The organism is Nocardia sp. bgisy118 (assembly GCF_057708605.1).
The window spans coordinates 72,937-98,053 of sequence record NZ_JBYISM010000021.1; the positions used below are offsets into that span (position 1 = coordinate 72,937).

26 protein-coding genes are annotated in these 25,117 nt (G+C 69.2%); 15 read left to right on the forward strand and 11 right to left on the reverse strand.

Features of this window, described 5'->3' with window-relative positions; all coding sequences use genetic code 11:
* Positions 1-150: 150 nt before the first annotated feature.
* From AC3EO7_RS24260 to AC3EO7_RS24270, 3 genes are read left to right on the forward strand one after another with little or no spacing between them, the layout of a single operon-like run.
* Entirely contained in the window at positions 151-1,071 is a 921-nt protein-coding gene (locus AC3EO7_RS24260; protein WP_488186286.1) for an ABC transporter substrate-binding protein, read from the forward strand.
* A gap of 3 nt (positions 1,072-1,074) precedes the next feature.
* Positions 1,075-2,034 carry an amino acid ABC transporter permease gene (locus AC3EO7_RS24265; RefSeq protein WP_431970704.1) on the forward strand — a complete coding sequence of 320 codons (960 nt, stop codon included), beginning with the start codon at positions 1,075-1,077 and terminating at the stop codon, positions 2,032-2,034.
* Positions 2,035-2,072: 38 nt separating this feature from the next.
* Entirely contained in the window at positions 2,073-2,825 is a 753-nt protein-coding gene (locus tag AC3EO7_RS24270; protein WP_431970826.1) for an amino acid ABC transporter ATP-binding protein, read from the forward strand.
* An 84-nt stretch (positions 2,826-2,909) separates the two neighbouring features.
* Here AC3EO7_RS24270 and AC3EO7_RS24275 read toward each other — a convergent pair whose 3' ends face one another.
* Positions 2,910-3,428 (reverse strand): DUF8020 domain-containing protein, encoded by a 519-nt coding sequence (locus tag AC3EO7_RS24275; protein WP_435592463.1) that lies wholly within the window; start codon positions 3,426-3,428, stop codon positions 2,910-2,912.
* Positions 3,429-3,743: 315 nt separating this feature from the next.
* On the reverse strand, positions 3,744-4,655 hold the full coding sequence (locus tag AC3EO7_RS24280; RefSeq protein ID WP_435592464.1) for a LysR family transcriptional regulator: 912 nt from the start codon (positions 4,653-4,655) through the stop codon (positions 3,744-3,746).
* A gap of 71 nt (positions 4,656-4,726) precedes the next feature.
* On the opposite strand from AC3EO7_RS24280, the gene AC3EO7_RS24285 reads away from it, so the two are divergent.
* From AC3EO7_RS24285 to AC3EO7_RS24295, 3 genes are all read left to right on the forward strand, one after another.
* Positions 4,727-6,100, forward strand: coding sequence for an FAD-binding oxidoreductase (locus AC3EO7_RS24285; protein ID WP_435592465.1), 1,374 nt, complete (start codon positions 4,727-4,729; stop codon positions 6,098-6,100).
* A gap of 85 nt (positions 6,101-6,185) precedes the next feature.
* The gene (locus AC3EO7_RS24290; RefSeq protein WP_431970708.1) at positions 6,186-7,070 is read left to right on the forward strand and encodes an SPFH domain-containing protein; all 885 of its coding nucleotides are present in this window, start codon (positions 6,186-6,188) and stop codon (positions 7,068-7,070) included.
* A 9-nt stretch (positions 7,071-7,079) separates the two neighbouring features.
* A complete protein-coding gene (locus AC3EO7_RS24295) occupies positions 7,080-7,238 on the forward strand; it encodes a type II toxin-antitoxin system antitoxin (protein WP_141812733.1) in 159 nt (52 codons plus the stop codon).
* A gap of 55 nt (positions 7,239-7,293) precedes the next feature.
* Here the strand turns inward: AC3EO7_RS24295 and AC3EO7_RS24300 are convergent, their stop codons facing one another.
* On the reverse strand, positions 7,294-8,190 hold the full coding sequence (locus tag AC3EO7_RS24300) for an SDR family NAD(P)-dependent oxidoreductase (protein WP_431970709.1): 897 nt from the start codon (positions 8,188-8,190) through the stop codon (positions 7,294-7,296).
* Between the two features lie 43 nt (positions 8,191-8,233).
* Here AC3EO7_RS24300 and AC3EO7_RS24305 point away from each other — a divergent pair, with 43 nt between their 5' ends.
* On the forward strand, positions 8,234-8,824 hold the full coding sequence (locus AC3EO7_RS24305; protein ID WP_435592466.1) for a TetR family transcriptional regulator: 591 nt from the start codon (positions 8,234-8,236) through the stop codon (positions 8,822-8,824).
* Positions 8,825-8,870: 46 nt separating this feature from the next.
* Here AC3EO7_RS24305 and AC3EO7_RS24310 read toward each other — a convergent pair whose 3' ends face one another.
* The 3 genes from AC3EO7_RS24310 to AC3EO7_RS24320 all read right to left on the reverse strand — a co-directional run bounded on the left by AC3EO7_RS24310 (position 8,871) and on the right by AC3EO7_RS24320 (position 11,630).
* On the reverse strand, positions 8,871-9,917 hold the full coding sequence (locus tag AC3EO7_RS24310; protein WP_435592467.1) for a LuxR C-terminal-related transcriptional regulator: 1,047 nt from the start codon (positions 9,915-9,917) through the stop codon (positions 8,871-8,873).
* A gap of 56 nt (positions 9,918-9,973) precedes the next feature.
* Positions 9,974-10,714, reverse strand: coding sequence for an aspartyl/asparaginyl beta-hydroxylase domain-containing protein (locus AC3EO7_RS24315; RefSeq protein WP_435592468.1), 741 nt, complete (start codon positions 10,712-10,714; stop codon positions 9,974-9,976).
* A 61-nt stretch (positions 10,715-10,775) separates the two neighbouring features.
* Positions 10,776-11,630: a class I SAM-dependent methyltransferase gene (locus AC3EO7_RS24320; protein WP_431970712.1), complete on the reverse strand. Its 855-nt coding sequence runs from the start codon at positions 11,628-11,630 to the stop codon at positions 10,776-10,778.
* A gap of 313 nt (positions 11,631-11,943) precedes the next feature.
* On the opposite strand from AC3EO7_RS24320, the gene rpsA reads away from it, so the two are divergent.
* Positions 11,944-13,410 (forward strand): 30S ribosomal protein S1, encoded by a 1,467-nt coding sequence (gene rpsA, locus AC3EO7_RS24325; protein ID WP_435592469.1) that lies wholly within the window; start codon positions 11,944-11,946, stop codon positions 13,408-13,410.
* Positions 13,411-13,596: 186 nt separating this feature from the next.
* Here rpsA and AC3EO7_RS24330 read toward each other — a convergent pair whose 3' ends face one another.
* Positions 13,597-14,277 carry an NAD(P)-dependent oxidoreductase gene (locus AC3EO7_RS24330; RefSeq protein WP_431970713.1) on the reverse strand — a complete coding sequence of 227 codons (681 nt, stop codon included), beginning with the start codon at positions 14,275-14,277 and terminating at the stop codon, positions 13,597-13,599.
* A gap of 88 nt (positions 14,278-14,365) precedes the next feature.
* Between AC3EO7_RS24330 and AC3EO7_RS24335 the strand changes: the two genes are divergently transcribed.
* Positions 14,366-15,064, forward strand: coding sequence for a TetR/AcrR family transcriptional regulator (locus tag AC3EO7_RS24335; RefSeq protein ID WP_435592470.1), 699 nt, complete (start codon positions 14,366-14,368; stop codon positions 15,062-15,064).
* Between the two features lie 56 nt (positions 15,065-15,120).
* The gene (locus AC3EO7_RS24340; RefSeq protein ID WP_431970715.1) at positions 15,121-15,693 is read left to right on the forward strand and encodes a TetR/AcrR family transcriptional regulator; all 573 of its coding nucleotides are present in this window, start codon (positions 15,121-15,123) and stop codon (positions 15,691-15,693) included.
* Here the strand turns inward: AC3EO7_RS24340 and AC3EO7_RS24345 are convergent.
* Positions 15,639-17,906 carry an MMPL family transporter gene (locus AC3EO7_RS24345; RefSeq protein ID WP_435592471.1) on the reverse strand — a complete coding sequence of 756 codons (2,268 nt, stop codon included), beginning with the start codon at positions 17,904-17,906 and terminating at the stop codon, positions 15,639-15,641. The genes AC3EO7_RS24340 and AC3EO7_RS24345 overlap by 55 nt on opposite strands.
* A gap of 263 nt (positions 17,907-18,169) precedes the next feature.
* Between AC3EO7_RS24345 and AC3EO7_RS24350 the strand changes: the two genes are divergently transcribed.
* From AC3EO7_RS24350 to AC3EO7_RS24360, 3 genes are all read left to right on the forward strand, one after another.
* Positions 18,170-19,582 carry an SPFH domain-containing protein gene (locus tag AC3EO7_RS24350; protein ID WP_435592472.1) on the forward strand — a complete coding sequence of 471 codons (1,413 nt, stop codon included), beginning with the start codon at positions 18,170-18,172 and terminating at the stop codon, positions 19,580-19,582.
* 160 nt (positions 19,583-19,742) lie between these two features.
* Positions 19,743-20,738, forward strand: coding sequence for a zinc-binding dehydrogenase (locus AC3EO7_RS24355; RefSeq protein WP_431970718.1), 996 nt, complete (start codon positions 19,743-19,745; stop codon positions 20,736-20,738).
* A gap of 49 nt (positions 20,739-20,787) precedes the next feature.
* Positions 20,788-21,231 (forward strand): MarR family winged helix-turn-helix transcriptional regulator, encoded by a 444-nt coding sequence (locus AC3EO7_RS24360; protein WP_431970719.1) that lies wholly within the window; start codon positions 20,788-20,790, stop codon positions 21,229-21,231.
* A gap of 61 nt (positions 21,232-21,292) precedes the next feature.
* Here AC3EO7_RS24360 and AC3EO7_RS24365 read toward each other — a convergent pair whose 3' ends face one another.
* Positions 21,293-21,505 carry a hypothetical protein gene (locus AC3EO7_RS24365; RefSeq protein WP_431970829.1) on the reverse strand — a complete coding sequence of 71 codons (213 nt, stop codon included), beginning with the start codon at positions 21,503-21,505 and terminating at the stop codon, positions 21,293-21,295.
* 303 nt (positions 21,506-21,808) lie between these two features.
* Between AC3EO7_RS24365 and coaE the strand changes: the two genes are divergently transcribed.
* Both coaE and AC3EO7_RS24375 read left to right on the forward strand, forming a co-directional pair.
* Entirely contained in the window at positions 21,809-22,999 is a 1,191-nt protein-coding gene (gene coaE, locus AC3EO7_RS24370) for a dephospho-CoA kinase (protein ID WP_435592473.1), read from the forward strand.
* 175 nt (positions 23,000-23,174) lie between these two features.
* Positions 23,175-23,456, forward strand: a complete 282-nt coding sequence (locus AC3EO7_RS24375; RefSeq protein WP_431970721.1) for a hypothetical protein — start codon at positions 23,175-23,177, stop codon at positions 23,454-23,456.
* A 103-nt stretch (positions 23,457-23,559) separates the two neighbouring features.
* Here the strand turns inward: AC3EO7_RS24375 and AC3EO7_RS24380 are convergent, their stop codons facing one another.
* Both AC3EO7_RS24380 and AC3EO7_RS24385 read right to left on the reverse strand, forming a co-directional pair.
* Positions 23,560-24,084: a ribonuclease FAU-1 family protein gene (locus AC3EO7_RS24380; protein WP_431970722.1), complete on the reverse strand. Its 525-nt coding sequence runs from the start codon at positions 24,082-24,084 to the stop codon at positions 23,560-23,562.
* A gap of 57 nt (positions 24,085-24,141) precedes the next feature.
* A complete protein-coding gene (locus AC3EO7_RS24385; RefSeq protein ID WP_431970723.1) occupies positions 24,142-24,768 on the reverse strand; it encodes a ribonuclease FAU-1 family protein in 627 nt (208 codons plus the stop codon).
* Positions 24,769-25,117 lie beyond the last annotated feature (349 nt).

A 25,117-nucleotide genomic window follows, 5' to 3' on the forward strand; every position in this document is an offset into this window, starting at 1 on the left:
GGGGTATGGTGTCCCGTCGGCGCACCGGCAGCCTGTACCGCGTGGAGTCCGCAACGAGCCGATGTGGAATTCCATTACTGTCCAGCACGAAACGTCTCGGTCGCTTAGATTGCCAAACGGGTGGTGACACCCGGGTTTCTCGTAACCGAAATGTGGAGGGCTGCTGTGTCTGATCGATCCAAGCCTGGCAGGCGTGCCCTGCGAGCGATGTGCGCGCTCACCGGCGCCGCACTCGTGCTGGCGGGCTGTACCACCAACACCGAGGAAACCGGACCGGCGGTCTCCAAGGTGCAGGTGGACAAGGTAACCGAAATCGCCGATCAACTGCCCGACAAGGTCAAGCAGTCCGGCAAGCTGGTCATCGGTGTGAACGTGCCGTACCAGCCCAACGAGTACAAGGACGCCAGCGGCAAGATCGTCGGCTTCGACGTCGACATGATGGATGCGGTCGCCTCCGTGCTCGGGATCAAGGCCGAGTACGTGGAGTCGGCGTTCGAGAAGATCATTCCGGCGATCCAGGCGGGCACCTACGACGTCGGCATGTCCTCGATCACCGACTCGAAGGAACGCGAGCAGCAGGTCGACTTCACCACCTACTTCAGCGCGGGCATCCAGTGGGCCCAGCAGACCGGCAAGCCGGTCGACCCGAACAATGCCTGCGGCAAGAAGGTCGCAGTGCAGGCCACCACCGTCGAGCACACCGACGAGGTGCCCGCCAAGAGCGCCAAGTGCGTCGCGGAAGGCAAGCCCGCCATCGACATCAAGCCGTTCGACGAGCAGAGCGCCGCGACCAACGCGCTGGTGCTCGGCCAAGTCGACGCGATGTCGGCCGACTCGCCGGTGACCGCCTACGCCATCAAGCAGAGCAGCGGCAAGATCGAGACCGCGGGCCCGGTGTTCGACTCCGCGCCCTACGGCTGGGCGGTGCCGAAGGGCTCGCCGCTGGCCAAGGTGCTGCAGGCGGCGGTCAACCATCTGATCCAGAACGGCCAGTACAAGCAGATCACCGAGAACTGGGGCGTGCAGGACGGCGCGATCACCCAGTCGGTCGTCAACGGGGCCGTGAGCTGACCCATGTCCGACAACGACACCACCGTCGTGCCCGGCGATCCCGGGCCCGGCGGCGTCCCCGCGCCTGCCGAGCCGGAGCCGATCAAAGCGGTTCCGCTGCGCAGGCCGGGCCGATGGATCGCCGCGGCCGTCATCCTCGTGCTGCTCGGCCTTTTCGTCTACGGCGCCGCCACCAATGACGCCTACCAGTGGAGCACCTACTGGAAGTACCTGTTCGACAGCCGGATCGTGGCGGGCGCGGTCGTCACCCTCGAGTTGACGGTGCTGGCGATGGCCATCGCGATCGTCCTCGGCACTGTGCTCGCGGTGATGCGCCTCTCGCCGAACCCGGTGCTGCGCTCGACCGCCTGGGTGTATCTCTGGATCTTCCGCGGCACACCGATTTTCGTGCAGCTGGTGTTCTGGGGCCTGGTGCCCTCGCTGTACCAGCAGATCCATCTCGGTGTGCCGTTCGGGCCGCAGTTCTTCGAGCTCGACGTGCAGGAGTTGCAGGCGGCGTTCACGTTCGCCGTCATCGGCCTGGGCCTCAACGAGGCCGCCTACATGGCCGAGATCGTCCGCGCGGGTATCAATTCCGTGGGCGAAGGGCAGCGCGAGGCGTCGGTCGCGCTCGGCATGTCCTGGACCCAGACCATGCGGCGCACAGTGCTGCCGCAGGCCATGCGGGTGATCATCCCGCCCACCGGCAACGAACTCATCGGCATGCTGAAGACCACCTCGCTGGTCACCGCGATCCCGTTGAGCACCGACCTGTTCGGGCGGGCCCGCGACATCTACGGCGTGAACTTCCAGCCGATCCCGCTGCTGCTCGTCACCGCGACCTGGTATCTGGCCATCACCAGCGTGCTGATGGTGGGCCAGTTCTATCTGGAGCGGTACTACTCGCGCGGCGCGTCCCGGCAGCTGACCGCCAAGCAGCTACAGGAACTGGCCGACGCACAGAGCGTGGTGAAGGCGAAATGACGGTTTCCACGAACAAGGACGAGCAGGCCGCGCCGCGAATGATCGTCGCCGACCGGGTGTGCAAGAACTTCGGCGCGCTCCAGGTGCTCAAAGGCATCTCGCTGGAGGTGGCGCGCGGTGAGGTGCTGTGCCTGATCGGCCCGTCCGGTTCCGGCAAGTCCACCTTCCTGCGCTGCATCAACCACCTCGAACAGGTGAACGCGGGCAGGCTGTACGTGGACGGCGAACTCGTCGGGTACCGCCAGAAGGGCGACAAGCTCTACGAACTGCACCCGCGCGATGCGGCCAGGCAGCGTCGCGATATCGGCATGGTGTTCCAGCACTTCAACCTGTTCCCGCACCGGACGGCGCTGGAGAACATCATCGAGGCGCCGACGCAGGTCAAGAAGGTGCGCAAGGCCGACGCCGTGGCCCGCGCGCACGAACTGCTCGATCGAGTCGGCATGGGCGACAAGGCCAATGCCTACCCGGCTCAGCTGTCCGGCGGTCAGCAGCAGCGCGTCGCGATCGCCAGGGCGCTGGCCATGGATCCGAAGCTGATGTTGTTCGACGAGCCGACCTCGGCGCTGGATCCGGAGCTGGTCGGCGAGGTCTTGCAGGTGATGCGGGAGCTCGCCGAGAGCGGCATGACCATGGTGGTGGTGACGCACGAGATGGGCTTCGCCCGCGAGGTCGCCGACCAGCTGGTGTTCATGGACGGCGGCGTGGTGGTCGAGGCGGGCGTGCCGCGCGAGGTGCTCGCGAACCCGAAACACGAACGCACCAAGGCATTCCTGTCGCGGTTGCTCTGAGCCGCGACAGCAGTGGGCCGGGCGTCCGAGGGGCGCCCGGCCCGATGTGTCAGTGTCTATCGACTACTTCCGCTCGGTGAACGATCACGGGAACGGCGAGAAGAAGCCGAGGGCGGCACCGGCCACTGCGCCGATGGCGCATCCGGGAATGGCTCCGACCACGAAGAACCAGATGCCGATCGCGGCACCGACCAGGCAGCCGATGGTGGCGCCGACGATGATCGAAATCGGGCCCACGGCCTGCTGTACGCCCGGCAGATCCCGGGAGAGGAGCGCATCGGTCGTCGGTCCGCCGATCGGGGTCAGCGACAGCTGGGTGCCTGCGGCATTGAGCGCGGGCGCGACGGCGAACTGCCCGAACGTCGTCGGGATGGCGCCGACGACCGTGCCGTCGTCCGCGAGAACCGTGACCGCGTCGGGTGTGATGGCGAACGTACCGGAGGCGAGACTCACCACGGCGCTCGAGTGATCGGCCGCGAGTATCGCCGTGTAGCCGACGGCGCCGTCCGTGCCGCTGAAGCTGACGTCCGCCAGACCGGCCTCCCCGTGTCCGGTAGCGGTGGCTACGCCGGTGGCCGCGATGGCCATGAATGTGGTAGCCACCAGTTTCTTGATAAACATTGGACTCCAATCCGTGCTTGCCGATTTCCTTTGACGTTCCCCCGGCGAACGGCACCGGATAAGAAATATGATGGGTGCCGACGCATTATTCGGGTTCCCGGCTTGTTTTTCACTGACGGGTAATGCGGGAAGTGCGAGGTTCAGCTTGCCCTGACAAGGGCGTCGACCAGTGTAGATGGAAGCCGTGACCGGAGTGGGCACTTCCGTCGATAGTGTCGGAGGAGTGGCGAGTGTGCCACCCGCGCAGGTCACTTCGCAGAATTGCCGGTCACCATTCTTCGGATACTCCGCTTGCGATCACGGGCGATCGCCGGAACGATCGCCGAGGGCGATTCGAAGCTGGCCGAGGAGCACCTTGGTGGCCGGCGCCGCGGGATGGTCGGTGCGCCAGACCAGCGCGAGTTGCCCGCGCAGTTCCGGCTCGACGATCGGCAACGCGCGCACGTCGTGGGCGGCGGCCTCCTCCTCGGTGAGCGCGGGCACGACGGCGACGCCGAGCCCGCGTGCCGCGAGCCGCAGCAGCAGGGGCGGTGCGGCCGCCTCGAAGGCCACTCGCGGCTCGAAACCGGCTGCGGCGCAGGCGCGTTCGAGGACGCCACGCAGTCCGGTGCCCGAGGGCAGGCAGATCAGCGGATGGTCGCGCAGCGCGGCGAGCGGGATGGTCGCCCCATGGGAGTGGTCGTCGGCGGCGACCGCGGCGACCACCGCGGTGTCCAGCACCACCTGCTTGCCGAGCCCGGGATCGAGGCCCGCGCCGCTCAGCCCGACCAGGGCGATGTCGAGTTCGCCGCGGCCGAGGGCGGCGAGCATGCGTTCGGAGGTGTCCTCGGTCAGGCTGATGCCGACTTCCGGGTGGTCGTTGTGGAAATCGGCGAGGACCGCCGCGACGTCGAATTCCTCGGGGGCCGCGCCGGAGATGAGTCCGACTCGCACGTGACCGCGCAGCAGGCCGGTGAACTCGTCCACCGTGTCCACGATGCGCTGGGTCGCGGCCAAAGCAGCCTTGGCGTGCGGCAATACGGCCGCGCCTACCTCGGTGAGCGTTACCGTGCGCCCGCCACGGTCCAGCAGCGGCTGGCCGAGTTCCCGTTCGAATTGCCGGATCTGGGCGCTCAGTCCCGGCTGGGTCAGGTGCAGGCGCGCTGCGGCGCGGGTGAAGTTGGCTTCTTCCGCCACGGCGACGAAGTAGCGCAGGTGGCGCAGTTCCATAACTGGAGATTCTAGTATCGATAGAAACTATCTGTTGTACTTATCGTTCTGGGCCGGGCATCGTCGATGGCATGGCAGACAACGCAACGCAGACCACCGATTTCGCCGTCTTCACCGGCCCGGTCTTCCGCCCGGGCGAGTCCGGGTACGAGGTGGAGATCGCCGGGTTCCAGACCGCCTACACCCACCGGCCCGAGCTCGTGGTCGTCGCCGCGCACGGCGAGGATGTGCGCGCCGCGGTGGAATACGCCGCGCGCCACGGACTTCCGGTGGCCGTGCAGGCGACCGGGCACGGGCTCTCGGTGGCGGCCGAGGGCGGGGTGCTGATCAGCACCGCCCGCATGACCGGCATTCGGATCGACCCCGAGGCGCGGACCGCGCGGGTCGCCGCGGGGGTGCGCGCGGGCGCGCTGGTCGAGGCGGCCGCGCAGTTCGGGCTGGCGCCGCTGAACGGCTCCTCGCCGTCCGTCGGCGTGATCGGCTACACGCTCGGCGGCGGACTCGGCCTGCTGGCAAGGGAATTCGGCTACGCGGCCGATCACGTGCGGATGATCGAACTGGTCACCGCGGACGGCAGGATGCGCACGCTGCGCCCGGGCGACGAACTGTTCGGCGCGGTGCTCGGCAGCGGCGGCAACTTCGGCGTGGTGACGGCGCTGGAACTCGACCTGGTTCCGGTGCGGACGGTCTACGGCGGGCAGCTGGTGTTCGACGAGCCGCTGGCGGGCGCCGCGCTGGAGGCTTGGCGGCAGTGGACCGCGACGGTGCCCGAGCGGCTGACCTCGAGCGCCACCACGCTGACCTACCCCGACATCCCGCAGGTGCCGGAGATGCTGCGCGGTCGATACGTCGCCTCGATCCGCGTCGCGTTCGACGGTCCCGCCGACGAAGGCGAGCGTCTGGTCGCCCCGTTGCGCGCGGTCGGCGCCCGGCTGCGCGACGATCTGCGCGAGCTGTCCTACACCGAATCGCACACCATCCACAGCGATCCCGACCACCCGCACGCCTACGCCGCGACCAATGCCGTCCTCGGCGAACTCACCGGCGACGCGCTGGCCGCGCTGGCCGCCGCCACCGGTCCCGGCGGGTCGATTCCGGCCGTGGTCGACATCCGTCACCTCGGCGGCGCGCTCGGCAGGCCCGGCCCGGCCGGTGTCGCCGTCGATCGGCGGGAGGCCGCGTACGTGGTCCGCGTGATCACCATGCCCGCGCCCGGCGCGGGTGCGGGGGTGCCCGCCGAGCACGTCGCGGTACGAGAGGTGTTGGCGCCGTGGACGATCGGTCACAGCCTGGCCTTCCTCTACGGCGCGGGCGACGGGGCGGACGACGCGCAGACCCGCGCGGGATACGCGCCGGACACCTACGCGCGGCTCGCGGCGCTGAAGGCGAAGTACGACCCGCACAACATGTTCCGCTTCAACCGCAACATCAGGCCCGCGGCCTGAGCGCGTGCGGTGCGCCCATCGGCAGTTGGCCGGTGGGCGCTCGGGTGCTATCTTCGTGATATCACTCTGATACCGGGAGGATGTCATGAAGCTCAGGCCCGCATTCCACGTCAACGGCTTTCTGGTGCTGTTGGCCTGGTTGGTGCTGACCCTCGTCTTCGGCGGCGCGGCCGCCGTGGGGTACGTCGCGGCGGCCAAGGACGGCAACACGCCCGCGCTGATCGCGGCGATCGCGGCGACCGTGGTCGTGGTGGCGCTCGCGCTGTCGACCACCGGGTTGGTGATCGTCGACCCGAACGAGGCGAAGGTGGTCCAGTTCTTCGGTCGCTACATCGGTTCGGTGAGCGAGCCGGGCTTCTTCTCGGTGGTGCCGCTGACCGACCGCAAGAGCATCTCGCTGCGGGTGCGTAATTTCGAGACGCAGAAGCTGAAGGTCAACGACGCCGACGGCAACCCGGTGGAGATCGCGGCGGTGGTCGTCTACCGGGTGGTGGACAGCTTCAAGGCCGCGTTCTCCGTCGACGACTACGAGGAGTACGTGGAGACCCAGTCCGAGGCCGCGGTGCGGCACCTGGCCACCACGCATCCCTACGACGCGCACGACGCCGGACGCACCAGCCTGCGCGACGGCGCCGAGGTCGCCGAGGAACTGACCGTCGAACTGCGGGACCGCACCGAGATGGCGGGCATCGAGGTGCTCGAGGCCAGGATCACCCACCTCGCCTACGCGCCGGAGATCGCCCAGGCCATGCTGGTTCGCCAGCAGGCCGCGCAGGTGGTGGCCGCGCGCACGCAGATCGTGGAGGGCGCGGTCGGCATGGTCGGCCTGGCGCTCGATCGCCTGACTCAGCAGGGTGTCGTCGAACTCGACGAGGAACGCCGGGCCGCGATGGTGTCCAACCTGCTCGTGGTGCTGTGCGGCGATCGCGCGACCCAGCCCGTGGTCAACGCCGGAACGCTGTACAGCTGAGCCGCGCTCATGGTCGAACGCAAGAAGCTGCTGCTGCGCCTCGATCCGGCCGTCCACGAGGCGCTGGCCAAATGGGCGGCCGACGATCTGCGCAGCATCAACGCTCAGATCGAGTACGCATTGCGCCTTGCGCTCGAACAGGCGGGCCGCAAACCGAAGTCCAAGTGAGACGAAAGCGCCTGGAATGCAGCGCCTTCCGTGAGGGAGGCGCTGCTTCGGTGTGTCAGTGGACGAGCTCGGCGATCAGGCGCACGCTGTCGTCGTAGAGCGCCCGCTGGGCCTCGCGATCGTAGGAGGCCGCGGAGGACGGGCGCTCGGTGCGGCCGACGAAGTGGCGGCCGGTGGTCGCCGCGAGGGACGAGTCGGTGATCAAGCGGGCGAGATCCGCGCCGGACCTCGAAGGCGTGTGGACACCGGGCAGCAGTACCAGGGCCTTGGCCGCCGAGCCCCACAGCGCCTGCGCGAATCTGCCCGCGTCCCTTGCCAATCCCGTGCCGGGCATCAGGCCGGGGTCGAACGCGTTCACCGTGACGCCGTCGTCGGCGAGCCTGCGCGCCAACTCGTAGGCGGTGTGCAGATTCGCGAGCTTCGAGGTGCTGTAGCGGCGGCGGCCGTCGCGGTGCGCCGGTTCCGTCGCGGCGGGCGGGTGGGCGAGTTCGCGCGCGGAGGCGGTCAGCGGGTGCGGCATGCCGGTGAAGCGGCGCGGGTCGTGCGTCCCCGAGGTGACGAACACGATCCGTGCGGGCGCGACCAGATCGGCGCGCAACTCCTGCACCAGCGCGAGGTGGCCGAGGTGGTTGACGCCGAAGGTGGCCTCGACGCCGTCGGCCGTGTAGGCGCGGCGGGTGAATTGCAGCCCCGCGTTACAGACCAGGCCGCGCAGCGGAGGCAGGCCCGCCGCGCGCAGTTCCGCCGCGAAGTCCTGAACCGAGGCGAGCGAGCCCAGGTCCAGGGCCATGCCGCGGGCGCCGGCTGCGGCGGCTTCCCGCTCGGCGCGCTCGGCGTCCCGGCCGGTCACGACGACCGTCCAGTGCGGATCGGCGGCCAGCGCCCTGGCGCATTCGCGGCCGAGTCCGCTTGTGCCGCCGGTGATCACCACAGTTCTGTCACTTATTGTCATGTGGCACAGTGTGCCACTTTGTGCCATGCGTGACAATGCTTCCATGTCGTTGCGGGATCGGAAGAAGGAACGCACCCGGCGCGCGATCGCCGAGGCGGCGCTGCGGTTGTTCGCCGAGCGGGGGTTCGAGGCGGTGACCATCGCCGACATCGCCGCCGCGGCCGACGTGGGCACCCGGACGCTGCACCGGTACTACAGCGGCAAGGACGAACTGCTCTTCGCCGACGACGACGAGCACCGCGCCGAACTCGCCCGTCTGCTCGCCGAGCGCCCGGCGGGGGAGGACCCGGAGCAGACGCTGGCCACCCTCATCGGGCCGATGGTGGTGCACTTCGCCGACCGGCTCGACGAGTTGCGCACCCGCGACGCGCTGATCGCCGCCAACCCGGCGCTACAGGCCCGCGATCTCGCCAAGCGCAGCGCCATCGAAGCGCTGCTCGCGGAGCACCTGGCCCGGCAGATGGGCGTCGACCCGACGGCGGACGTGCGCCCGCTGCTGTGGGCCAAGGTCGGCATGGCCTGCTTCTTCGCGGGCTACGAGATCTGGCTGCGCACCGGAGGGGAACTCGCCGACCACGTCACCGCCGCGCGCGCCGCGTTGGTCGACGAACTCGGCGCCGCAGGCCGCGGCTGAACTGTCGGCCGACCGTCCGTCGATGGGGCTCGCTTCGAGCGCGAGGTCAGGTGATTCCGAGCGCCCGAGCGAGAAGCCCCTGCCGGGTGCGCACACCGGATTTGGCAAGTATCGCCTTCACGTGATCGTTGACCGCGGGCTCGGAGATCCCCAAATCGCCTGCCATGCGGTGTGATTCGAGGCCGGTGGCGAGCAGGTCGAGCACCTCGGTCTCGCGGGCGGAGAGCGCGTGCGTCCGTGCGAACAGGTCCAGACGCTCGGCCGGGGTGCTGGGTGTCAGCGAGACCGTGATGTCCTCGGTGCCGACCCGGTCGGCCCGCACGGTGAGCCAGCGCGCGCCGCCGAGATGGACGCGCGACCACGGCGGCCCGACCGGAGTGCCGTGCTCGGCGGCCAGCAGCGCGGCGCCCGCGTTGTAGACCGAGTTCGGGATCGGCGGCATGGCCTCCTGCGGTGGATTCAGCCGGAGCAGCGCCGCCGCGGCGGCCGGGGTCTGGCCGCGCATCCGCAGGTCCGGTCCGAGGACCACGGTCGCGGGCCCGGCCGGGGCGAGCCCGCCCGCCTCCGCGACGAAGGTGCGGCCGAGCGCGGCCCGCAGCCCCCGCGCGATCGGCGCCGCCAGCGCGGCCAGGGTGGTGAGCTGGCTGGGATCGAAGGCACGAGGGATCCTGCGCAAGAGCTCCAGGAAGCCCCAGCAGCCGTAGCGGTCGCCGAATACCACGGTGGCGGTGTCGAAGACGCCGAGCTCGCGCTGCACCTCGCGCCACACCCGCGAGCGCGCGGGATCGCCGCCGGTGGCGATGCGTAAGGAGGTCGCCGCGGTGCCCCGCTCGAGCAGATCGCTCCAGCGGGTGAACTCCGTCAGATACCGCAACCGGACCAGCTCGGGCAGCCGTGACCAGGGCAGACCTGGCAGGTCGGCCACCGGCGATGTCCCGATCCTGGTGACCGGGTCGGTGAGCATGAAGACGTGCCCGTCGAAGGAGACGGCCGCGCGGAGATCGGCGAGCACCATTTCGCGCAGCCGCTTGGCCGTCTGTTCGGCAAGGCAGTGGCGCTCGACGCGATCGAGGAGCTCTCGCGCACTGGGCACCGGCCAAGTCTAGGGCGAGAACCCCTGGCTCCGGGACGTGTCGGCGCGTAGGAGCCTCAGTTCGGGGTGCCGACCTCGGCGGTGAAGCCGCGTTCCCAGGCGCGGTGCTTGCGCCCGGCGTCCAGGACGAACGGCGAGATCGACGCCGCCCCGACGAAAGCGTTGTTGACCCACGACCCCGGGAAGCGGCAGGGCCGGAGCACATCGAGGAAGAGCACGACGCGGGTGCTGTCGGAATCGTTCCATGCGCTGTGCTCGTAGGAGTCGTCGAACAGCAGGCTCTCGCCCTCGCGCCAATGCCGCGTCAACCCGCCGACCCGGATACCGCACCGCTTCGGATCGCCGACGCGCAGCCCGAGGTGGTAGCGGAGCACCCCGTTCCACAGCCCGCGGTGCGGCGGGATGCGCTTGCCCGGCGTCAGGATGGAGAACATCGCCGTGACGAGCCCGGGCACCTGGTCGAGCAGCGCCGCCGTCTCGGGGCAGCGGGCCCGGTTGGCCTCCGACCGGACGCCGTAGCCGCAGAAGAAGAAGGTGCGCCAGCGTTCGTCGGAGATCGCGGCGACGTCGCTGGAGATCTCGTGAAAGGCGGGCAGGTCGTCGCAGTGCACCAGCACGGCGTCCATCTCCGCTCTGATGGTCCGCCAGTTCTCCTCCAGGAGACGCGACCACGCGAACTGGCCGGGATCGAGGAACGGCTCCGTACTGACGAGGGACGTATGAGCGACGATCCGCTCGAGCGGGGACAGCAGCCGCATGGCGGCGTCATAACTGTGATCGCGAAGACTCTTGGCCATGGCAGCGAGAATAGAAGTGAAATCGCTCGCCGACATGGTCCGACACGACGATAAGCGCAGGTCAGGGCCCCGGCTTTTCGGTGACGAAGATGGCCGTGCCGGGGAACAGCTCGCCGCGCAGCGGGCTCCACTGACCCCATTCCCGGTCCAGCCACTCCGGCCAGTCGGGTTCGACGATGTCGCGCAGCACCAATCCCGCGGCGACGATCTCGCGGACCCGGTCGCCGATGGTGCGGTGGTGCTCGACGTAGGTCGCCGCGCCGTCGGCGTCCACCTCTACATAAGGGGTGCGATCGAAATAGGGGATGGACGCGGTGAGGCCCGCCGGGCCGGGGTCGTCGGGGAAGATCCAGCGCATCGGATGATTCACCGAGAAGACCCAGCGTCCGCCGGGCCTCAGCACCCTGGCCACCTCGCGCATCAGCAGCGCGGAGTCGGCGACGAAGGGCACCGCGCCGAACGCCGAGCAGGCCAGGTCGAAGGACGCGTCCGCGAACGGCAGCGCTTCGGCGCCCGCCTGCACCAGCGGGACCCGCGGCCCGCCGCGCGCCATCGCGGCCAGCCCGCGCTCCAGCATGCCCATCGAGAGATCGAGCCCGACCGGCAGCGCGCCCTGCCCGGCCAGCCAGCGCGCGCACGGGGCCGAACCGCAGCCGATCTCTAAGACGCGCTTGCCCGCCAGGTCCTCGCCGAGAAAGTGCATATCGCCCTCGTGCAGTCCCTCCGGGCACCACACGAACTCGCCGCCGGGGGAGTCGACGCCGAGGAAATCGGCGTGGGTCTGGTGATACTGATCGGCGTCGGCGTCCCACCAGCGCCTGCTGGCGCGTTGACTGTCGGCCGAACTCAGCCGGCTTCGAGTGGTTCCGGCGGTTCCGAGCAGGGCGTTCGCTTGGGCATGGCGATCTTCCGACACGCGCGTGAGCTTAACGATTGCGGCGCACCGGAAACGCTCCGGCGTGGCGTGCAGACCGGTTTGCCCGTGCGGACCAAGGTCGCGTACGCTGAACGCGCGAGTGTCTGCTGTACTGACGTACCGGTGTACCGAAGTAACGATCTACCGACGTATCAGCGTACTGAAATAACAGAGCGCCCGTGCTGAGTTTCACAAGTGGATGAGTGCGGTACGTTCCTCTGTGTCCGTCGTCGCATCGTCGCGGTGATTTCGCAGCGTACCGAAAGTTCCAATGTCCGCAACCGACCACAATCCGTCCGGAGCAAACCGACACATGCCCACCACCGTCACCTCGCCGCAGGTAGCCGTCAACGACATCGGCTCCGCCGAGGACTTCCTCGCCGCCATCGACGCCACGATCAAGTACTTCAACGACGGCGACATCGTCGAAGGAACCATCGTCAAGGTCGACCGCGACGAGGTCCTGCTCGACATCGGTTACAAGACCGAAGGCGTCATCCCCTCCCGTGAACTCTCCATCAAGCACGATGTCGACCCGAACGAGGTCGTTTCCGTGGGCGATGAGGTCGAGGCCCTCGTTCTCACCAAGGAGGACAAGGAAGGCCGCCTGATCCTGTCGAAGAAGCGGGCGCAGTACGAGCGTGCGTGGGGCACCATCGAGGAGCTCAAGGAGAAGGACGAGGCCGTCAAGGGCACCGTCATCGAGGTCGTCAAGGGCGGCCTGATCCTCGACATCGGCCTGCGCGGCTTCCTGCCCGCCTCGCTCGTCGAGATGCGTCGCGTCCGCGACCTCCAGCCGTACGTCGGCAAGGAGATCGAGGCCAAGATCATCGAGCTGGACAAGAACCGCAACAACGTGGTTCTGTCCCGCCGCGCGTGGCTGGAGCAGACCCAGTCCGAGGTGCGCTCCGAGTTCCTGCACCAGCTGCAGAAGGGCCAGGTCCGCAAGGGTGTGGTCTCCTCGATCGTCAACTTCGGCGCCTTCGTCGACCTGGGCGGCGTGGACGGTCTGGTGCACGTCTCCGAGCTGTCCTGGAAGCACATCGACCACCCGTCCGAGGTCGTCGAGGTCGGCAACGAGGTCACCGTCGAGGTTCTCGACGTCGACCTGGACCGCGAGCGCGTCTCGCTGTCGCTCAAGGCGACCCAGGAAGACCCGTGGCGTCAGTTCGCCCGCACCCACGCGATCGGCCAGATCGTGCCGGGCAAGGTCACCAAGCTCGTTCCGTTCGGTGCGTTCGTGCGCGTCGAAGAGGGCATCGAGGGCCTGGTGCACATCTCCGAGCTGGCCGAGCGCCACGTCGAGGTCCCGGACCAGGTTGTCGCGGTCGGCGACGACGCGATGGTCAAGGTCATCGACATCGACCTGGAGCGTCGCCGGATCTCGCTCTCGCTGAAGCAGGCGAACGAGGACTACCACGCCGAGTTCGACCCGTCGAAGTACGGCATGGCCGACAGCTACGACGAGCAGGGCAACTACATCTTCCCCGAGGGCTTCGACCCCGAGACCAACGAATGGCTCGAGGGCTTCGACAAGCAGCGCGAGGAGTGGGAAGGCCGCTACGCCGAGGCGGAGCGTCGCCACAAGATGCACACCGCGCAGATGGAGAAGATGGCGGCCGACGCCGCGGCCGAGGCCGCGAACGGCGGCGGCGCGTCGAACTACTCCTCCGAGAGCGGTGCGCAGACCTCCTCCAGCCAGGCCGAGCCCGCTGGCGGTTCGCTGGCCAGCGACGCCCAGCTGGCGGCTCTGCGGGAGAAGCTCTCCGGCAACGCCTGATTCGGGTAGAGCACGCGCGAAGGCCCCGGTCCCCACGGACCGGGGCCTTCGCCCTTTTGGGGGTAAGTTCGTCGGACGAACAAAGGGGGCGCACGAGTGCGAGGGATTCGGCCGCGGCGGCAAGACCGCAGCCGATCTGCTGCGGGAGTGGTTTCCCACCGCGCGGGGACCGACGCCGGTCGCGACTCAGGCGGCGGCGACGGTGAAGCGGCGCTGCGGGAAGCGCGGATTCTCCGTTTCGTCGAGGAGGGCGACGGCCAGGTCCTCGGCGGAGATGTCGGTGTCGGCGATCAGGAGTTGATCTCCGCCCACGCGGTACCGGCCGGTGCGCGCGCCGCGCTGGATCAAGCCCGACGACGGGCTGAGGTAGGTCCAGTTGCGGTTGGAGACGCGATAGACGTTCAACGCGTCCCCGAGCGCCAGCACCACGTCGCGGTATTCGGCAGGTACGCCGAGGTCCTCGGTGAGGATGCGCGTGAATTCCGTTCCGGTGTCGACGAGTTGGCGACCCGGCGCGACCTCCAGGCTGCCCGCGCCGCCGACCGTGAGCAGCCGGATGTCCGGGTGCCGTTGCAGCGCGCCCACCATGGCGTGCGCGCCAGTGACGAAGTCACTCGCGTTGGCGATGGTGTCGGCGATGCCGTGCCCGGCGTTCACCGCGCTGATCACCACGTCCAGGCCCGCGATGGCCGTGGCGATGCTGTCGGTGTCGAGCCAGTCCGCCACCACCCAGCGCACCTCGCCCCGGTCGGCGGGGAAGCGGGCGGAGTCGCGCGCGAACGCGGTCACGTCGTGCCCGCGCCGCCGTGCTTCCTGAACCACCCGGCCGCCGATGACGCCGCTCGCGCCGAAAATTCCGATCTTCACGATGCCACCTTCTAAACGCTGTTCGTTTACTACACGCCGTTCAGTAACGACACGGCCGATAGTAGTCAAACGCTGTAGAGTGTCAACCGTGGTCGAGGTGAAGAGCCGTCGGGAACGATTGCGCCAGGAGGCGACGGAAGAGATCAAAGCCATCGCGTTGCGCCTGCTCGCCGAGGGCGGTCCGGACGCGATCTCGCTGCGCGCCATCGCGCGCGAGATGGGCATGACCGCGGGCGCGCTGTACGGCTATTTCGCCACTCGCGACGAGCTGATCACCACCCTCATCTCCGACGTCTACACCGGACTGGTCGACCGGGTGGAGGCCGCGCGGGACACGGTGCCCGAAGACGACCCCGGCGGACGCATCGTCGCCTGGGGAGAGGCCGTCCGGGAATGGGCCGTCGCGAATCCCGAAGGGTTCCGGTTGATCTACGGCGACCCGGTGCCTGGTTACCAGCCACCGCCGGAAGGCCCGGCGCGCGAGGCGGAATTGCGCGCCTGCGACGGACTCGTCGGACTCGCCGCGGCCGCGTGGCCCCGCGCCGCCGCGGCGCAGACCCTCGGGGATTCGACGTGGTCGGACTTCGACCCGGCACTGGTCGAGCACGTGCGCGCCGACTTCCCCGACTTGCCGCCCGCCGCGCTTGCCCTGGCCTTGCGCATGTGGGGCCGCATGCACGGCCCGATCGCGCTGGAGGTCTACGGCCACCTGCGCCCTCAATCGCAGGACCCGGCAAAGCTTTTCCGCATCGAGATGCTCGATCTGGTGCGGGCGGTGGGCTTGTGACAGCTACGCACGGCCGGCTTCCCGCCACCGTCTGGGAGCGAAGGAGAGTCGAGGCCATGAGCCGGATCCAGCGGGTGGCGCTGGATCTGTTCGACGAGCACGGATATCGCGAGGTGACCGTCGAGCGGGTGGCCGCCGCGGCCGGGGTGTCGCCGAGTTCGGTCTACCGCTATTTCGGTACGAAGGAGATGCTCGTCCTCTACGACGAGGCCGACCCGCAGCTCTTGGAGGTGCTGCGCACTGCCGGTGACCGCGAAACCCTCGGTCCCGCAGCGCTTCTCGCGGTGGCACGCCCCTTGGTGCCGGTGATGATCGCCGCCCTGGTCACCCCGGACTCCGAACGCCGCATCGCGCGACGGCTCCGGTACGTGCGCGCGTTCCCCGAGGTGCGAGACGGCCAGACCCGGCAGATGCGCGAGCTGGAGGAACAGTTCCGGCTGCTGTTCGCCGAGCGCTGCGGGCGCGAGCCCAACGATCTGCGGATGCGGATGGCCGCGTCCACCGCGATCTGGGGCGGGGTGGCCGTCCTCGACCATTGGGCGGGAGAAGGTTTCGCCGGACGGCTGAGCGAGATCTACGCCCCGGCGGTGGAATCGATCATCGACGCGCTGGAGGCGATCATCCGCTGACGCGGGCCGCGAGGCCACCGCGGCAGCCACCAGTTCCACCGGCCGAACAGCCGCATGAAGGCGGGCACCAGGATCAGCCGCACCACAAGGGCGTCGATGGTGATCGCGACCGCCAGCGCGAACCCGATCTGCTTGAGCTCCAACACCTCCGCGGTCACGAAGCTCGCGAACACGGCGACCATGATGGCCGCGGCGGCGGTGATCGGGCGGGCGGTGCGCTGCAATCCCTCGGCGACCGCGGCGGCGTTGTCCGGGTGACGGTCCCACGCCTCCTTCATGCGCCGGATGAGGAACACCTCGTAGTCCATCGAGAGGCCGAAGAGCACCGCGAACACCAGCATCGGCAGATACACCTGGAGAAAGCCGGTGCTCTGGAAACCGAGCACGGATTCGCCGATGCCGTCCTGGAATACGGCCACGGTGATGCCCATTGCCGCACCGGTGGCCAGCAGGTTCAGCAGGATCGCCTTGACCGCGAGCACGATGCTGCGGAACGCCATGATCAGGAAGGCCAGCGAGATGGTGAGCACCAGGGCGACCACCCAGGGAAAGCGGCCGGTGATCCGTTCGGAGACCTCGGCGAAGGTCGCGGGCGTACCGCCGACGCGCACCTCGGCGCCCTCGACTTCCGCTGCGCGAGACTGGATCTCGTCGGTGAGCTCGGAGACGGCGGTGGAGTCGAAGGATTCCCGCGGCACGACGGCGATCATGATGCGCCCCTCGGACTGCTGGGGCAGCACCGTCGCGACGCGCGGGTCGTGGGAGATCTCGTCCGCGAACGCGCGCACCTCCGACTGCGCCGCGCTCAGCAGGGGCCCGTCGTCGGGCCCGGTGGCGAGCACCGACAGCGGGGCGAGCAATCCGGGGCCGAAGTTGTCCTCCACCAGGCGGGTCGCCGCACCGCTCGGCCGATCGCCGAGCGAACCGAGACCCATGTCGATGCCGTACCGGATGCCGGTGATCGGCGCCGCGGCGACGGCGAGGACGGCGACGCCGACCAAGCCGAACACGACCGGCCTGCGCATGACGAGGTGCGCCCAGCGCGCCCACGCGCTCGACGCCGCGGTCGAGCGGGTCTCCGCGGGACGCCACCGCGCGGGCAAGGCTCCGCGGTTCACGGCGGGCCCGAGAGTCGCCAGCAAGGCGGGCAGCAGCGTGACGGCCGCGCCGAGTGTGGCGAGCACCGCCGTCACCACGCCGATCGCGACGCCGTCGAGCATCGGAATACCCACGGCGGCCAGCGAACACAGCGAGATCAGCACGATGAGGCCGGAGGCGAGCACGGTCCGCCCGGTGGTGTCCAGCGCGACGGCGACCGCGGCATCGATCTCCGCGCGCGCCGAACGGTCTCGCACCCCGCGCCGGGTCAGTTCCTCGTTGAACCGGCTGACGATGAACATGGCGTAGTCGATCGCGGTGCCGGTGGCGATCATGGTGGCGACCGAGAGCACCAGCGAGTCGAAGGTCAGGAAGGTGGTCAGGCCGAACAGGCCGCCGACGGCGAGGGCGATGCCCGCGGCGGTGATCGTGATCGGCAGGGTCGCCGCGGCCACCGCGCCGAGGGCGAAGACCAGTACGGCGGCGGCGACCGGCAGGCCGATTGCTTCCGCTCGCTGCATGTCGGCGGTTTCGATGTCCATGAGATCGGCTTGCGCCGCACCGTATCCGGTGACCGCGACGCGGATGTCGGCGTCGGAGATCGCCGTGACGGCCGACTGCAACCGGGTGGCGATGGCGACCCGTTCCGACATGTCGCCCTCGAGGCCGACGATGCCGAACGCGGTGTGCCGGTCGGCGGAGATCTGCGCCGCGGCGTTGCCTTGGAACGGTCCGAGCGCGCCGGTGACGCCCGACGTCTCGCGCGTGGCGACGAGCGCCCGATCGATGGCGCCGCGGAATTCGGGGGCGTCGGCGGTGAAGCGCTGGGAGTGGAAGACCAGCAACTCCTGTTCCGCGCCGAACTGCGCGAAGTGTTGCGCCGCAAGGCGATCGACCTCGCTGGACGCCGAGCCCGGCACGGTGTAGTCAGGCGCGCCGAGCCGGTCGTGCAGCAGGGGATAGGCGGCGGCGCCGAGTATCGCGAGCAGCAGCCAGACGCCGAGCACGATTCTGCGGTGCCGCGCCATCGTCGCGCCCCAGCGCCCGAGCGTGCGCAGCGGCGGCGGCGGGGCGGCGGGGCGGCTCGGCTCCTTGGTCAGGGTCGGTAGCGTCATGTCCCCTCCGGGGGCGTCGAGTACCTGAAAGTCACTATCAGATCTGTCTGCAACTGTAAGTTCCTACAACCGGCTTCTGCAAGTGACTGTCAGGTGTGGGGGTGGTCACGTGCACCCGGCGCTGGTCCAGCGCAGCTTCCGGCGGTGCGTCGGTGCGGTGGGCGAGCGCACGCCGGAGGGCGCTGTCCGCGGCGAGCCGAGCCCGGCTCCGCGCGGGCGAAAGCTGTTGGGGGCGGCGGCATTCGCCGGTAGTGTGCCCGGCCATGGGGAGCAATCCGGGCAAGAACACTTATCTCGATCAGGTCGTCGCCCAGCAGGCGGCGCTGGAGGACGATCTGCGCACGCGAAAGCCGCTCGCCGCGGCCGCCCCGGCGCCGCAGGCTCCGGGCGCTCCGCCGCTGCCTCGAGGCGCGCTGGCGAAACGGGCCGAGCGAGTCGGCCAGAGCGCGCAGGGGCAGGGGCCGGGACCGGTGGAAGTCCGGGTCACCGGCTTCTGGCGGTGGCGCACGGTTCTGGTGCCGCCCAACGCTTTCGTGGTGCACACCAGGCGCGGGCGCGCGCAACCGCTGCACATCGGGCTCGGTGTGTCGTTCCGGTACAACCCGGCCACCGACTCCTACCTCGTGGTGCCCGGCGCGATGCAGACCATCCTGATCAACGCGTACTGCATCTGCCGGGAATTGCAGGGTGTGCTGGTGCAGGGCTACGTGCAGTGGATCATCGAGGATTTCGGCACCGCGTACCGCAAACTCGACTTCTCCGACGATGAGGATCCCATGCGGCTGGTCAACATTCAGCTGCGCGAACAGGCCGAGGCGGCCATCAAGGACAAGGTGTCCACGATGGGCGTGCGCGATGTGCTCAGCGACAAACAGCCGATCATCGAGGAACTCACCGCCCGGTTGCGCGCGGTCGCGGAGGGTAGCGGCGACGCGCGGACCGGCGACGCCGATCGCGGTCTCGGGCTGCGCATCGTCACCGTGCAGATCAAGGAGGCGGTGGTGAGCTCGTCGACGCTGTGGGAGAACCTGCAGAAGCCTTACCGCACCGAACAGAACCAGGTCGCCCGGCTGGCGGAACTCACCGCGCAGGAAGCGATTTCGGCCAGGGAGGCCGCCGCGCAGCGGTCGAGCGAGGAACGCCGCATCGAGAACGAGCGCGAACTCGCGCAGCTGCGCGACCGGAACGACGCGGAGCGCTTCGATCGCGAGACGGCGGAGAGGATGCGGCGCACCACCCGCGAGCACGACGACGAGCGCGCGGTCGCCGAGCTGGCGCAGCAGACCGCGCTGCACGCCGTGCGCTTGGAACGCGAACAGCACGCCGAACAGCTCGAGAACCTGCGCAGGCGCCAAGAGCTGCGGAGCAAGGAGGTGGACGGCGAACTGGCGCTGACCACGGCGCGGCAGCGGGCCGAGCACGAGGGCGAGCTGCTGATCGTGCAGTTGGAGCGGGAACGGGTCGCCACCGCCAACGCGCAGAACGACGCGAGCATCCAGGCGAACCTGGTGGCCAGCCTGCCCCAGATCGTCGAGAAACTGCCCGCGCCCGCCGAACTGCGGTCTTACCAGATCGGCGGCGATCTGTCGGGACTGGCGTCCGTGGTGGCCCAGCTGAACGGCGTGGTCGACGCGTGGACCGCGCGCCGCGCCGCCGGGGATTCGGCCGCGGACTGATCGGTCTTCGGTCGCGTCACCCGCGCCGGGCGCCCGGGTGACACGGCCTGCGGACCTGTCACGAGCGCGTGACATAACGCACGCCCAATTTGATTGGACACAATTCAGTTGCGTTCTACTCTGGATGCGGTATCGCCGTCGAACGAGCAGAGGAGGCATGATGCGAGCGGTCGTCATCGAGGAATTCGGAGAGCCGAAGGACGTGCTGACCACGGCGGATCGGCCGGTGCCCGAACCGGGACCCGGTGAGGTGCGGATCGCCCTGGATCTGTCCCCGATTCACAACCACGATCTCGCGATCATCCGCGGCGTCTACGGCTACCGGCCGTCGCTGCCCGCCATCCCGGGCACCGAAGGCGTCGGGCGGATCGACGCGGTCGGCGCGGGCGTGACCGACCGGGCGGTGGGCCAGCGGGTGGCGGTCTCCGGCGCGACTGCGGTGTGGGCCGAGTACTTCGTGGCGAAGGCGGCGCAGGCGCTGCCGGTGCCCGACTCGGTCGACGACGAGACCGCGGCCCAGTTGCTCGCGATGCCGTTCAGCGCCGCGGTGCTGCTGGACGATCTGCGCGTTGCGGCAGGGGACTGGCTGGTGATCAACGCCGCGAACGGCGCGGTGGGACGGCTGATGAACCTGCTGGCCCGGCGGCGCGGCGTGCGGGTGCTGAATCTGGTGCGCGGCCAGGCGTCGGTGCGGGCGCTGCGTGATCTCGGCTACGAACCGGTCGTCGACACCGAGGCCGACGACTGGCTCGCACAGGCAGCCGCGGCCACCTCGGGTGCGCCCATCGTGCGCGCCGTGGATCAGGTCGGCGGACGCGCGGGCGCGGACCTGCTCGAGCTGCTCGCGCCGAACGGCGAGCTGGTCTCGTTCGGTGCGCTCTCCGGTCAGCCGTGGACTCTCTCGCCGGGCACGCTCATCTTCAAACAAGCCGTCGTGAAGGGCTTTTGGGGAGCGAAGCGGGCCGAGGAGATCGGCGCCGCCGAGCGCATCCGGGTGCTGCGCGAACTGGTGGAGCTGGCCGCGAGCGGCGAACTGCGACTGGCGGTCGCGGCGGTCCACCCGCTCGACCGTGCGGCCGAGGCGGCGGCCGCCAGCGAACGCCCCGGGCGCAACGCCAAGATCGCCTTGGCGCCCGCACCCGATCGCGCCGGGTGAATTGCAGGCCACTGAATCGGCTACTACCTTCGAAAAAGAGGTGGTGACCATGACACAGACGACCGAGCTCCAGCTCGACAACCAGGTGTGCTTCGCGCTGTACGCCGCCTCGCGGGCGCTCACGCGGCTCTATCGGCCGATGTTGGACGACCTCGGGCTGACCTATCCGCAGTACTTGGTGATGCTGGTGCTGTGGGAGCGCGAAACCGTGACGGTGAAAGAGCTGGGCGAGGCGCTCGACCTCGACTCGGGGACGTTGTCGCCGTTGCTGAAACGGTTGGAGACGACGGGTTTGATCACCCGGGTGCGCTCCGCGGAGGACGAGCGGTCGGTGCTGGTGCGACCGACCGAAGCGGGTGCGGCGCTGCTCGAGCGCGCGCGGGACGTCCCGCGGCGAGTGGCCGACGCCACCGGCCTCGACCGGGACGGCCTCGCCCGATTCCGTGCCGAGGTGCGGGAATTCACCGCGGTCGTGGAGAGCGCCCAGCTCTGAGCCGTGCCCGGCGCACGATAATGGCCCAGCCGGGAGGCTGGGCCACTGTCGTCTGGCAAGCTCAGCCGGCGGTCGCCGGTACCCAGTAGGCCGTGGCCATGGTGGAGCGTTTTCGCATGGCCGCGAAACTGTGCCGGGCGGGACTGATCAGTGCGGTGAACCATGTACGGCGGTGCTCGGCGAGCGCGGCCGCGACGGCGGGGATCTGGGTGCAGTGCACGCCGCCCGCCATACCCAAACGGTGGCGACCCGTTTGGTTGATTCTGGTGCCCAATGGTCTTCCTTTGCTTGCTGGTATTGGCCTGGATCGCCACGGCGAAGATTAGCGGAACGAAACTGCCGAACACAGTATTTTGCGGAAGTAATTGCCTCGGCGTGTCGGAAACTTGTCGGGCCGCTGTGCGGTCCGACTGTAAATGTTGCGAATTGGTCTCGACCGCGTCACGGAACGGGCAATTGGGGCCGTCGCGCGTGGAATGCGAGGGGCGAGTGGGTAATCGATGGCATTGGCGCGCCACCCCGGGAGCCGAGGCCGGGCGGGCGGCCGGCCGGGGGCGGCGGATGCGAAACTGAACGGATGTTGCGGATCGGCCTCACCGGAGGCATGGGAGCTGGCAAGTCGACGGTGGCGCGGATCCTCGCCGAATGCGGCGGGGTGATCATCGATTCCGACCTGATCGCCAGGGAGGTGGTCGCACCGGGCACCGAGGGGTTCGCGGCCTTGGTCGAGGCGTTCGGCCCCGGCATACTCGCCGCGGACGGCAGCCTGGATCGGCCCGCGCTCGCCGCCGTCGCGTTCGCCGACGACGCAGCCCGCGCAACCCTGAATTCCATTACCCACCCGCTCGTCGGAAAGCGCACCGCGGAATTGATTTCGGCGGCCCCGGCGGACGCCATTGTGGTGCAGGATATTCCGCTGCTGGTGGAAAACGGCTTGGCGCCGTTGATGAATCTGGTGGTGATCGTCGACGTCGACGCGGAAACTCGAATTCGCCGTCTCGCGGAATTTCGCGGCGTTTCGGAATCCGATGCGCGGGCCCGAATTTCGGCGCAGGCGACGGATGAACAGCGGCGCGCGGTGGCCGACGTCCTGCTGGACAACAGCGGCCCCGCCGGCGTGATCGACGCCGCGGTGCACCGGCTGTGGGAAGAGCGGCTGAGGCCGTTCGAGCGCAACCTGCGCACCGGGACGCCCGCGGGTCCGCGGGAGCTGCGGCTGGCGCCGCACGATCCGGAATGGGCCGCGCAGGCGCAGCGGCTCATCGCGCGACTGTGGGTGGCCTGTGGCGCCGCGGCCTCCCGCATCGACCACATCGGTTCCACGGCGGTGCCTGGCCTGCCCGCCAAGGACGTGCTGGATCTGCAGATCACCGTGGCCGATCTCGCGGCGGCCGACGGGCTGCGCGACGCGCTGGGCGCGGCCGGGTTCCCAGTGAAAGCCGTTGTCGCACACGACAATCCGAAGCCGACCGAGGGCGACCCGGACGGGACCGACCTGGCCCGCTGGGCCAAGCGGCTGCACGGCAACGCCGACCCTGGCCGTCTCGCCAACGTGCACATCCGCGTGGACGGGTCGCCCGGCCAGCGGTTTGCGCTGGCCTTCCGCGACTGGCTGCGCGGCGACGCGGCGGCGCGTGCGGAGTACCTCGCGGTGAAGCGCGAGGCCGAGGCCAAGGCGAGCGGGCTCACCGGAGAGGCCGCGTCGGAGGCGTACTACGCGGTGAAGGAGTCGTGGTTCGACGGGGTCTACCTGAGGGTGCTCGACTGACCCGCCCGATTGGGCGCGAACCACCCATTTCGGACGATTTCGCCGGAAATATTTCGGAATACCGAGAGGCGTGCTTCGGGATCGGAGAGTGGCGGCCGTCATATCGGGTGGCTGGTTGGTATCGATGCCGCGGTGCGGTATCGGATTCCGATGGGCGGACGCCATTCTTTCGATCTTGATCGGTGCACGTCTCAGCCGACCGAACGGCCGTCCCAGAATTTCCGGCATTTCTCCTCGAAGTGAGCGCGCCACCTCGGCATCGCGTCCCCGGCGACGGGCGGGCAAGCGCGCCGCAAACGGCGCGGCACAGCCGGAGGGCAGGCACAAACGGGAGGCCAGTCAGCTGCTGATCAGCGGCTCGGTGACGGTGAACGTCGCCGAACGCGGCGGCGGCACCGGAAGCGCGGGCGGATGCGGCGGCGGACTCGGCGGGCTGCTCCCCGGTCTTGCGGGCTGAGCGTCGCCGCTGCCGGGCTGCGTACCGGCATTACGCACAGTCGAGGGCGATCGCCCGGCGGGAATACTCCCGCCGGGCGATCGGCGTTTCGGGGTCTGCGCGGTCAGAGCCAGGTCAGCTCGATGTCGTGGGTGGCGAGCCAGCGATCGAGGGAGTGGCCGTGCGCCGCGATCCCGTCGATCGCGGCGGTTGCGTGGTGGATGGCGGCCTGCGCCTCGGCCGTGCCGATCAGGCCCGCGGCGTGCGCGGCGAGCAGTTCGTCCACGTCGAGGAGCTCGGTCTCGCGCTCGGAGCGCACGACGATGTCGAGATAGTGGTCGACCGACCGCCACTTCTTCGGTTCGACCCTGGTGAATTCGCCGAGGTCGAGATAGTAGTCCTGGTCGCGGCGGTGGGCCGGGTTGTAGTGGAAAACGGTGGTGCGCAGCCCGAGTTCGGGTAGCAGCCAGGACTCCACGTAGTGGAACTGCGGGTGGTCGGCGGTACGCGCCATGTACAGGCCCCACGGCTCGACGCGATAGCGCTCGACCGGCCGCACGTATCCCTTGGGATCCGTGTTGGTCAGGCTCGCGACGTCGAAGTACTCGACCTTGGGTCGGTGCACGTTCACTGCTGGTGCCTGTGTCATGCAGTCAGAATCTACCGTCGCGGCCGTTCCGTCGAGCGCTGGCGAGAAGTGCGGTGGTCACATCCAGGTCAACGTGATGTCGTGGGCGGCGAGCCAGAGCTCGACGTCGTGGTCGTGCGCCGCGAGTCCGTCCAGCGCGGCGGTGGCCCGCTCGACAGCGCGGTGCGCTTGCGCGGTGTCCACCAGGCCCGCCGCGTGCGCGGCGAGCAGGTCGCCGACGCCGCGCAGGCGCGTCGAACGACGATGGCGGACAACGACATCCAGGTACTGATCGACGGCTTTCCAGCGCCGCGGCGCGATCTTGGTGAACTCGCCGACATCGAGCAGGTAATCGCGGCTGCGGTGCTGTCCGGCCCGCGTGTGGATCACGGTCGCCCGTACCGACAGGTCGGGCAGCAGCCAGGACTGCAGATAACGAGACCCGTCGACCATGCGCGCCATGTACAGGCCCCACGGCTCGACTTGGAAGCGCTCGACCGGCCGGACGAAGCCTTTCGCGTCGGTGACGGTGAGCTCCGCGAGGTTGAAGTACTCCACCAGCGGCCGGTGCGGCGGCGGCGCGGCGGTTCCTGTGGACGTGGCGGGTGTGGCGGCCGGCACGGCCGCTCGCAGATCGCGAGCGAGGTATCCGGCGATACCCGTGACGGCGGGAGCGGCGACGAACAGCGGCAGCAAAGTGCTCATGGCGACGTCCTTACCTAGTGCAGCGCCAGATCAGGTTACACCCGGGTCGCGGGCTCGGCTCGGCATGAAAAGTTGCGGTTCGATGCCCAATTACCCTGCGGGAATGGGCAATTCGGACATCGGTGACAGGTCCGGCGGCGGCGCGGTCCGCGGCCTCCGTGGAGCGGGGCACGCCAGCGGCCGTGTCGGCCGTCGGCGGGTAATTGAAAATTGAAATTACAAGATTTGCCAATGGATAGCTGCTGTCGATATTCTGGACGGCGGCCCAGGCACGAGTGTTCCGTTCGGTTTCCGCTCCGCCGGGAGTGGGGCCGAGCAGGAGGGGAGTTCGGCCCCACTTGCAGGGCCG

Coding starts and splice junctions, on each gene's coding strand:
- AC3EO7_RS24260 (WP_488186286.1), top strand. CDS start 151: ATGTGGAGGGCTGCTGTGTCTGATCGATCCAAGCCTGGCAGGCGTGCC.
- AC3EO7_RS24350 (WP_435592472.1), top strand. CDS start 18,170: ATGGGGAGCAATCCGGGCAAGAACACTTATCTCGATCAGGTCGTCGCC.
- AC3EO7_RS24385 (WP_431970723.1), bottom strand. CDS start 24,768: ATGAGCACTTTGCTGCCGCTGTTCGTCGCCGCTCCCGCCGTCACGGGT.
- AC3EO7_RS24300 (WP_431970709.1), bottom strand. CDS start 8,190: ATGACAATAAGTGACAGAACTGTGGTGATCACCGGCGGCACAAGCGGA.
- AC3EO7_RS24270 (WP_431970826.1), top strand. CDS start 2,073: ATGATCGTCGCCGACCGGGTGTGCAAGAACTTCGGCGCGCTCCAGGTG.
- AC3EO7_RS24355 (WP_431970718.1), top strand. CDS start 19,743: ATGCGAGCGGTCGTCATCGAGGAATTCGGAGAGCCGAAGGACGTGCTG.
- rpsA (WP_435592469.1), top strand. CDS start 11,944: ATGCCCACCACCGTCACCTCGCCGCAGGTAGCCGTCAACGACATCGGC.
- AC3EO7_RS24345 (WP_435592471.1), bottom strand. CDS start 17,906: ATGACGCTACCGACCCTGACCAAGGAGCCGAGCCGCCCCGCCGCCCCG.
- AC3EO7_RS24315 (WP_435592468.1), bottom strand. CDS start 10,714: ATGGCCAAGAGTCTTCGCGATCACAGTTATGACGCCGCCATGCGGCTG.
- AC3EO7_RS24295 (WP_141812733.1), top strand. CDS start 7,080: ATGGTCGAACGCAAGAAGCTGCTGCTGCGCCTCGATCCGGCCGTCCAC.
- AC3EO7_RS24280 (WP_435592464.1), bottom strand. CDS start 4,655: ATGGAACTGCGCCACCTGCGCTACTTCGTCGCCGTGGCGGAAGAAGCC.
- AC3EO7_RS24380 (WP_431970722.1), bottom strand. CDS start 24,084: ATGACACAGGCACCAGCAGTGAACGTGCACCGACCCAAGGTCGAGTAC.
- coaE (WP_435592473.1), top strand. CDS start 21,809: ATGTTGCGGATCGGCCTCACCGGAGGCATGGGAGCTGGCAAGTCGACG.
- AC3EO7_RS24305 (WP_435592466.1), top strand. CDS start 8,234: ATGTCGTTGCGGGATCGGAAGAAGGAACGCACCCGGCGCGCGATCGCC.
- AC3EO7_RS24265 (WP_431970704.1), top strand. CDS start 1,075: ATGTCCGACAACGACACCACCGTCGTGCCCGGCGATCCCGGGCCCGGC.
- AC3EO7_RS24290 (WP_431970708.1), top strand. CDS start 6,186: ATGAAGCTCAGGCCCGCATTCCACGTCAACGGCTTTCTGGTGCTGTTG.
- AC3EO7_RS24340 (WP_431970715.1), top strand. CDS start 15,121: ATGAGCCGGATCCAGCGGGTGGCGCTGGATCTGTTCGACGAGCACGGA.
- AC3EO7_RS24285 (WP_435592465.1), top strand. CDS start 4,727: ATGGCAGACAACGCAACGCAGACCACCGATTTCGCCGTCTTCACCGGC.
- AC3EO7_RS24360 (WP_431970719.1), top strand. CDS start 20,788: ATGACACAGACGACCGAGCTCCAGCTCGACAACCAGGTGTGCTTCGCG.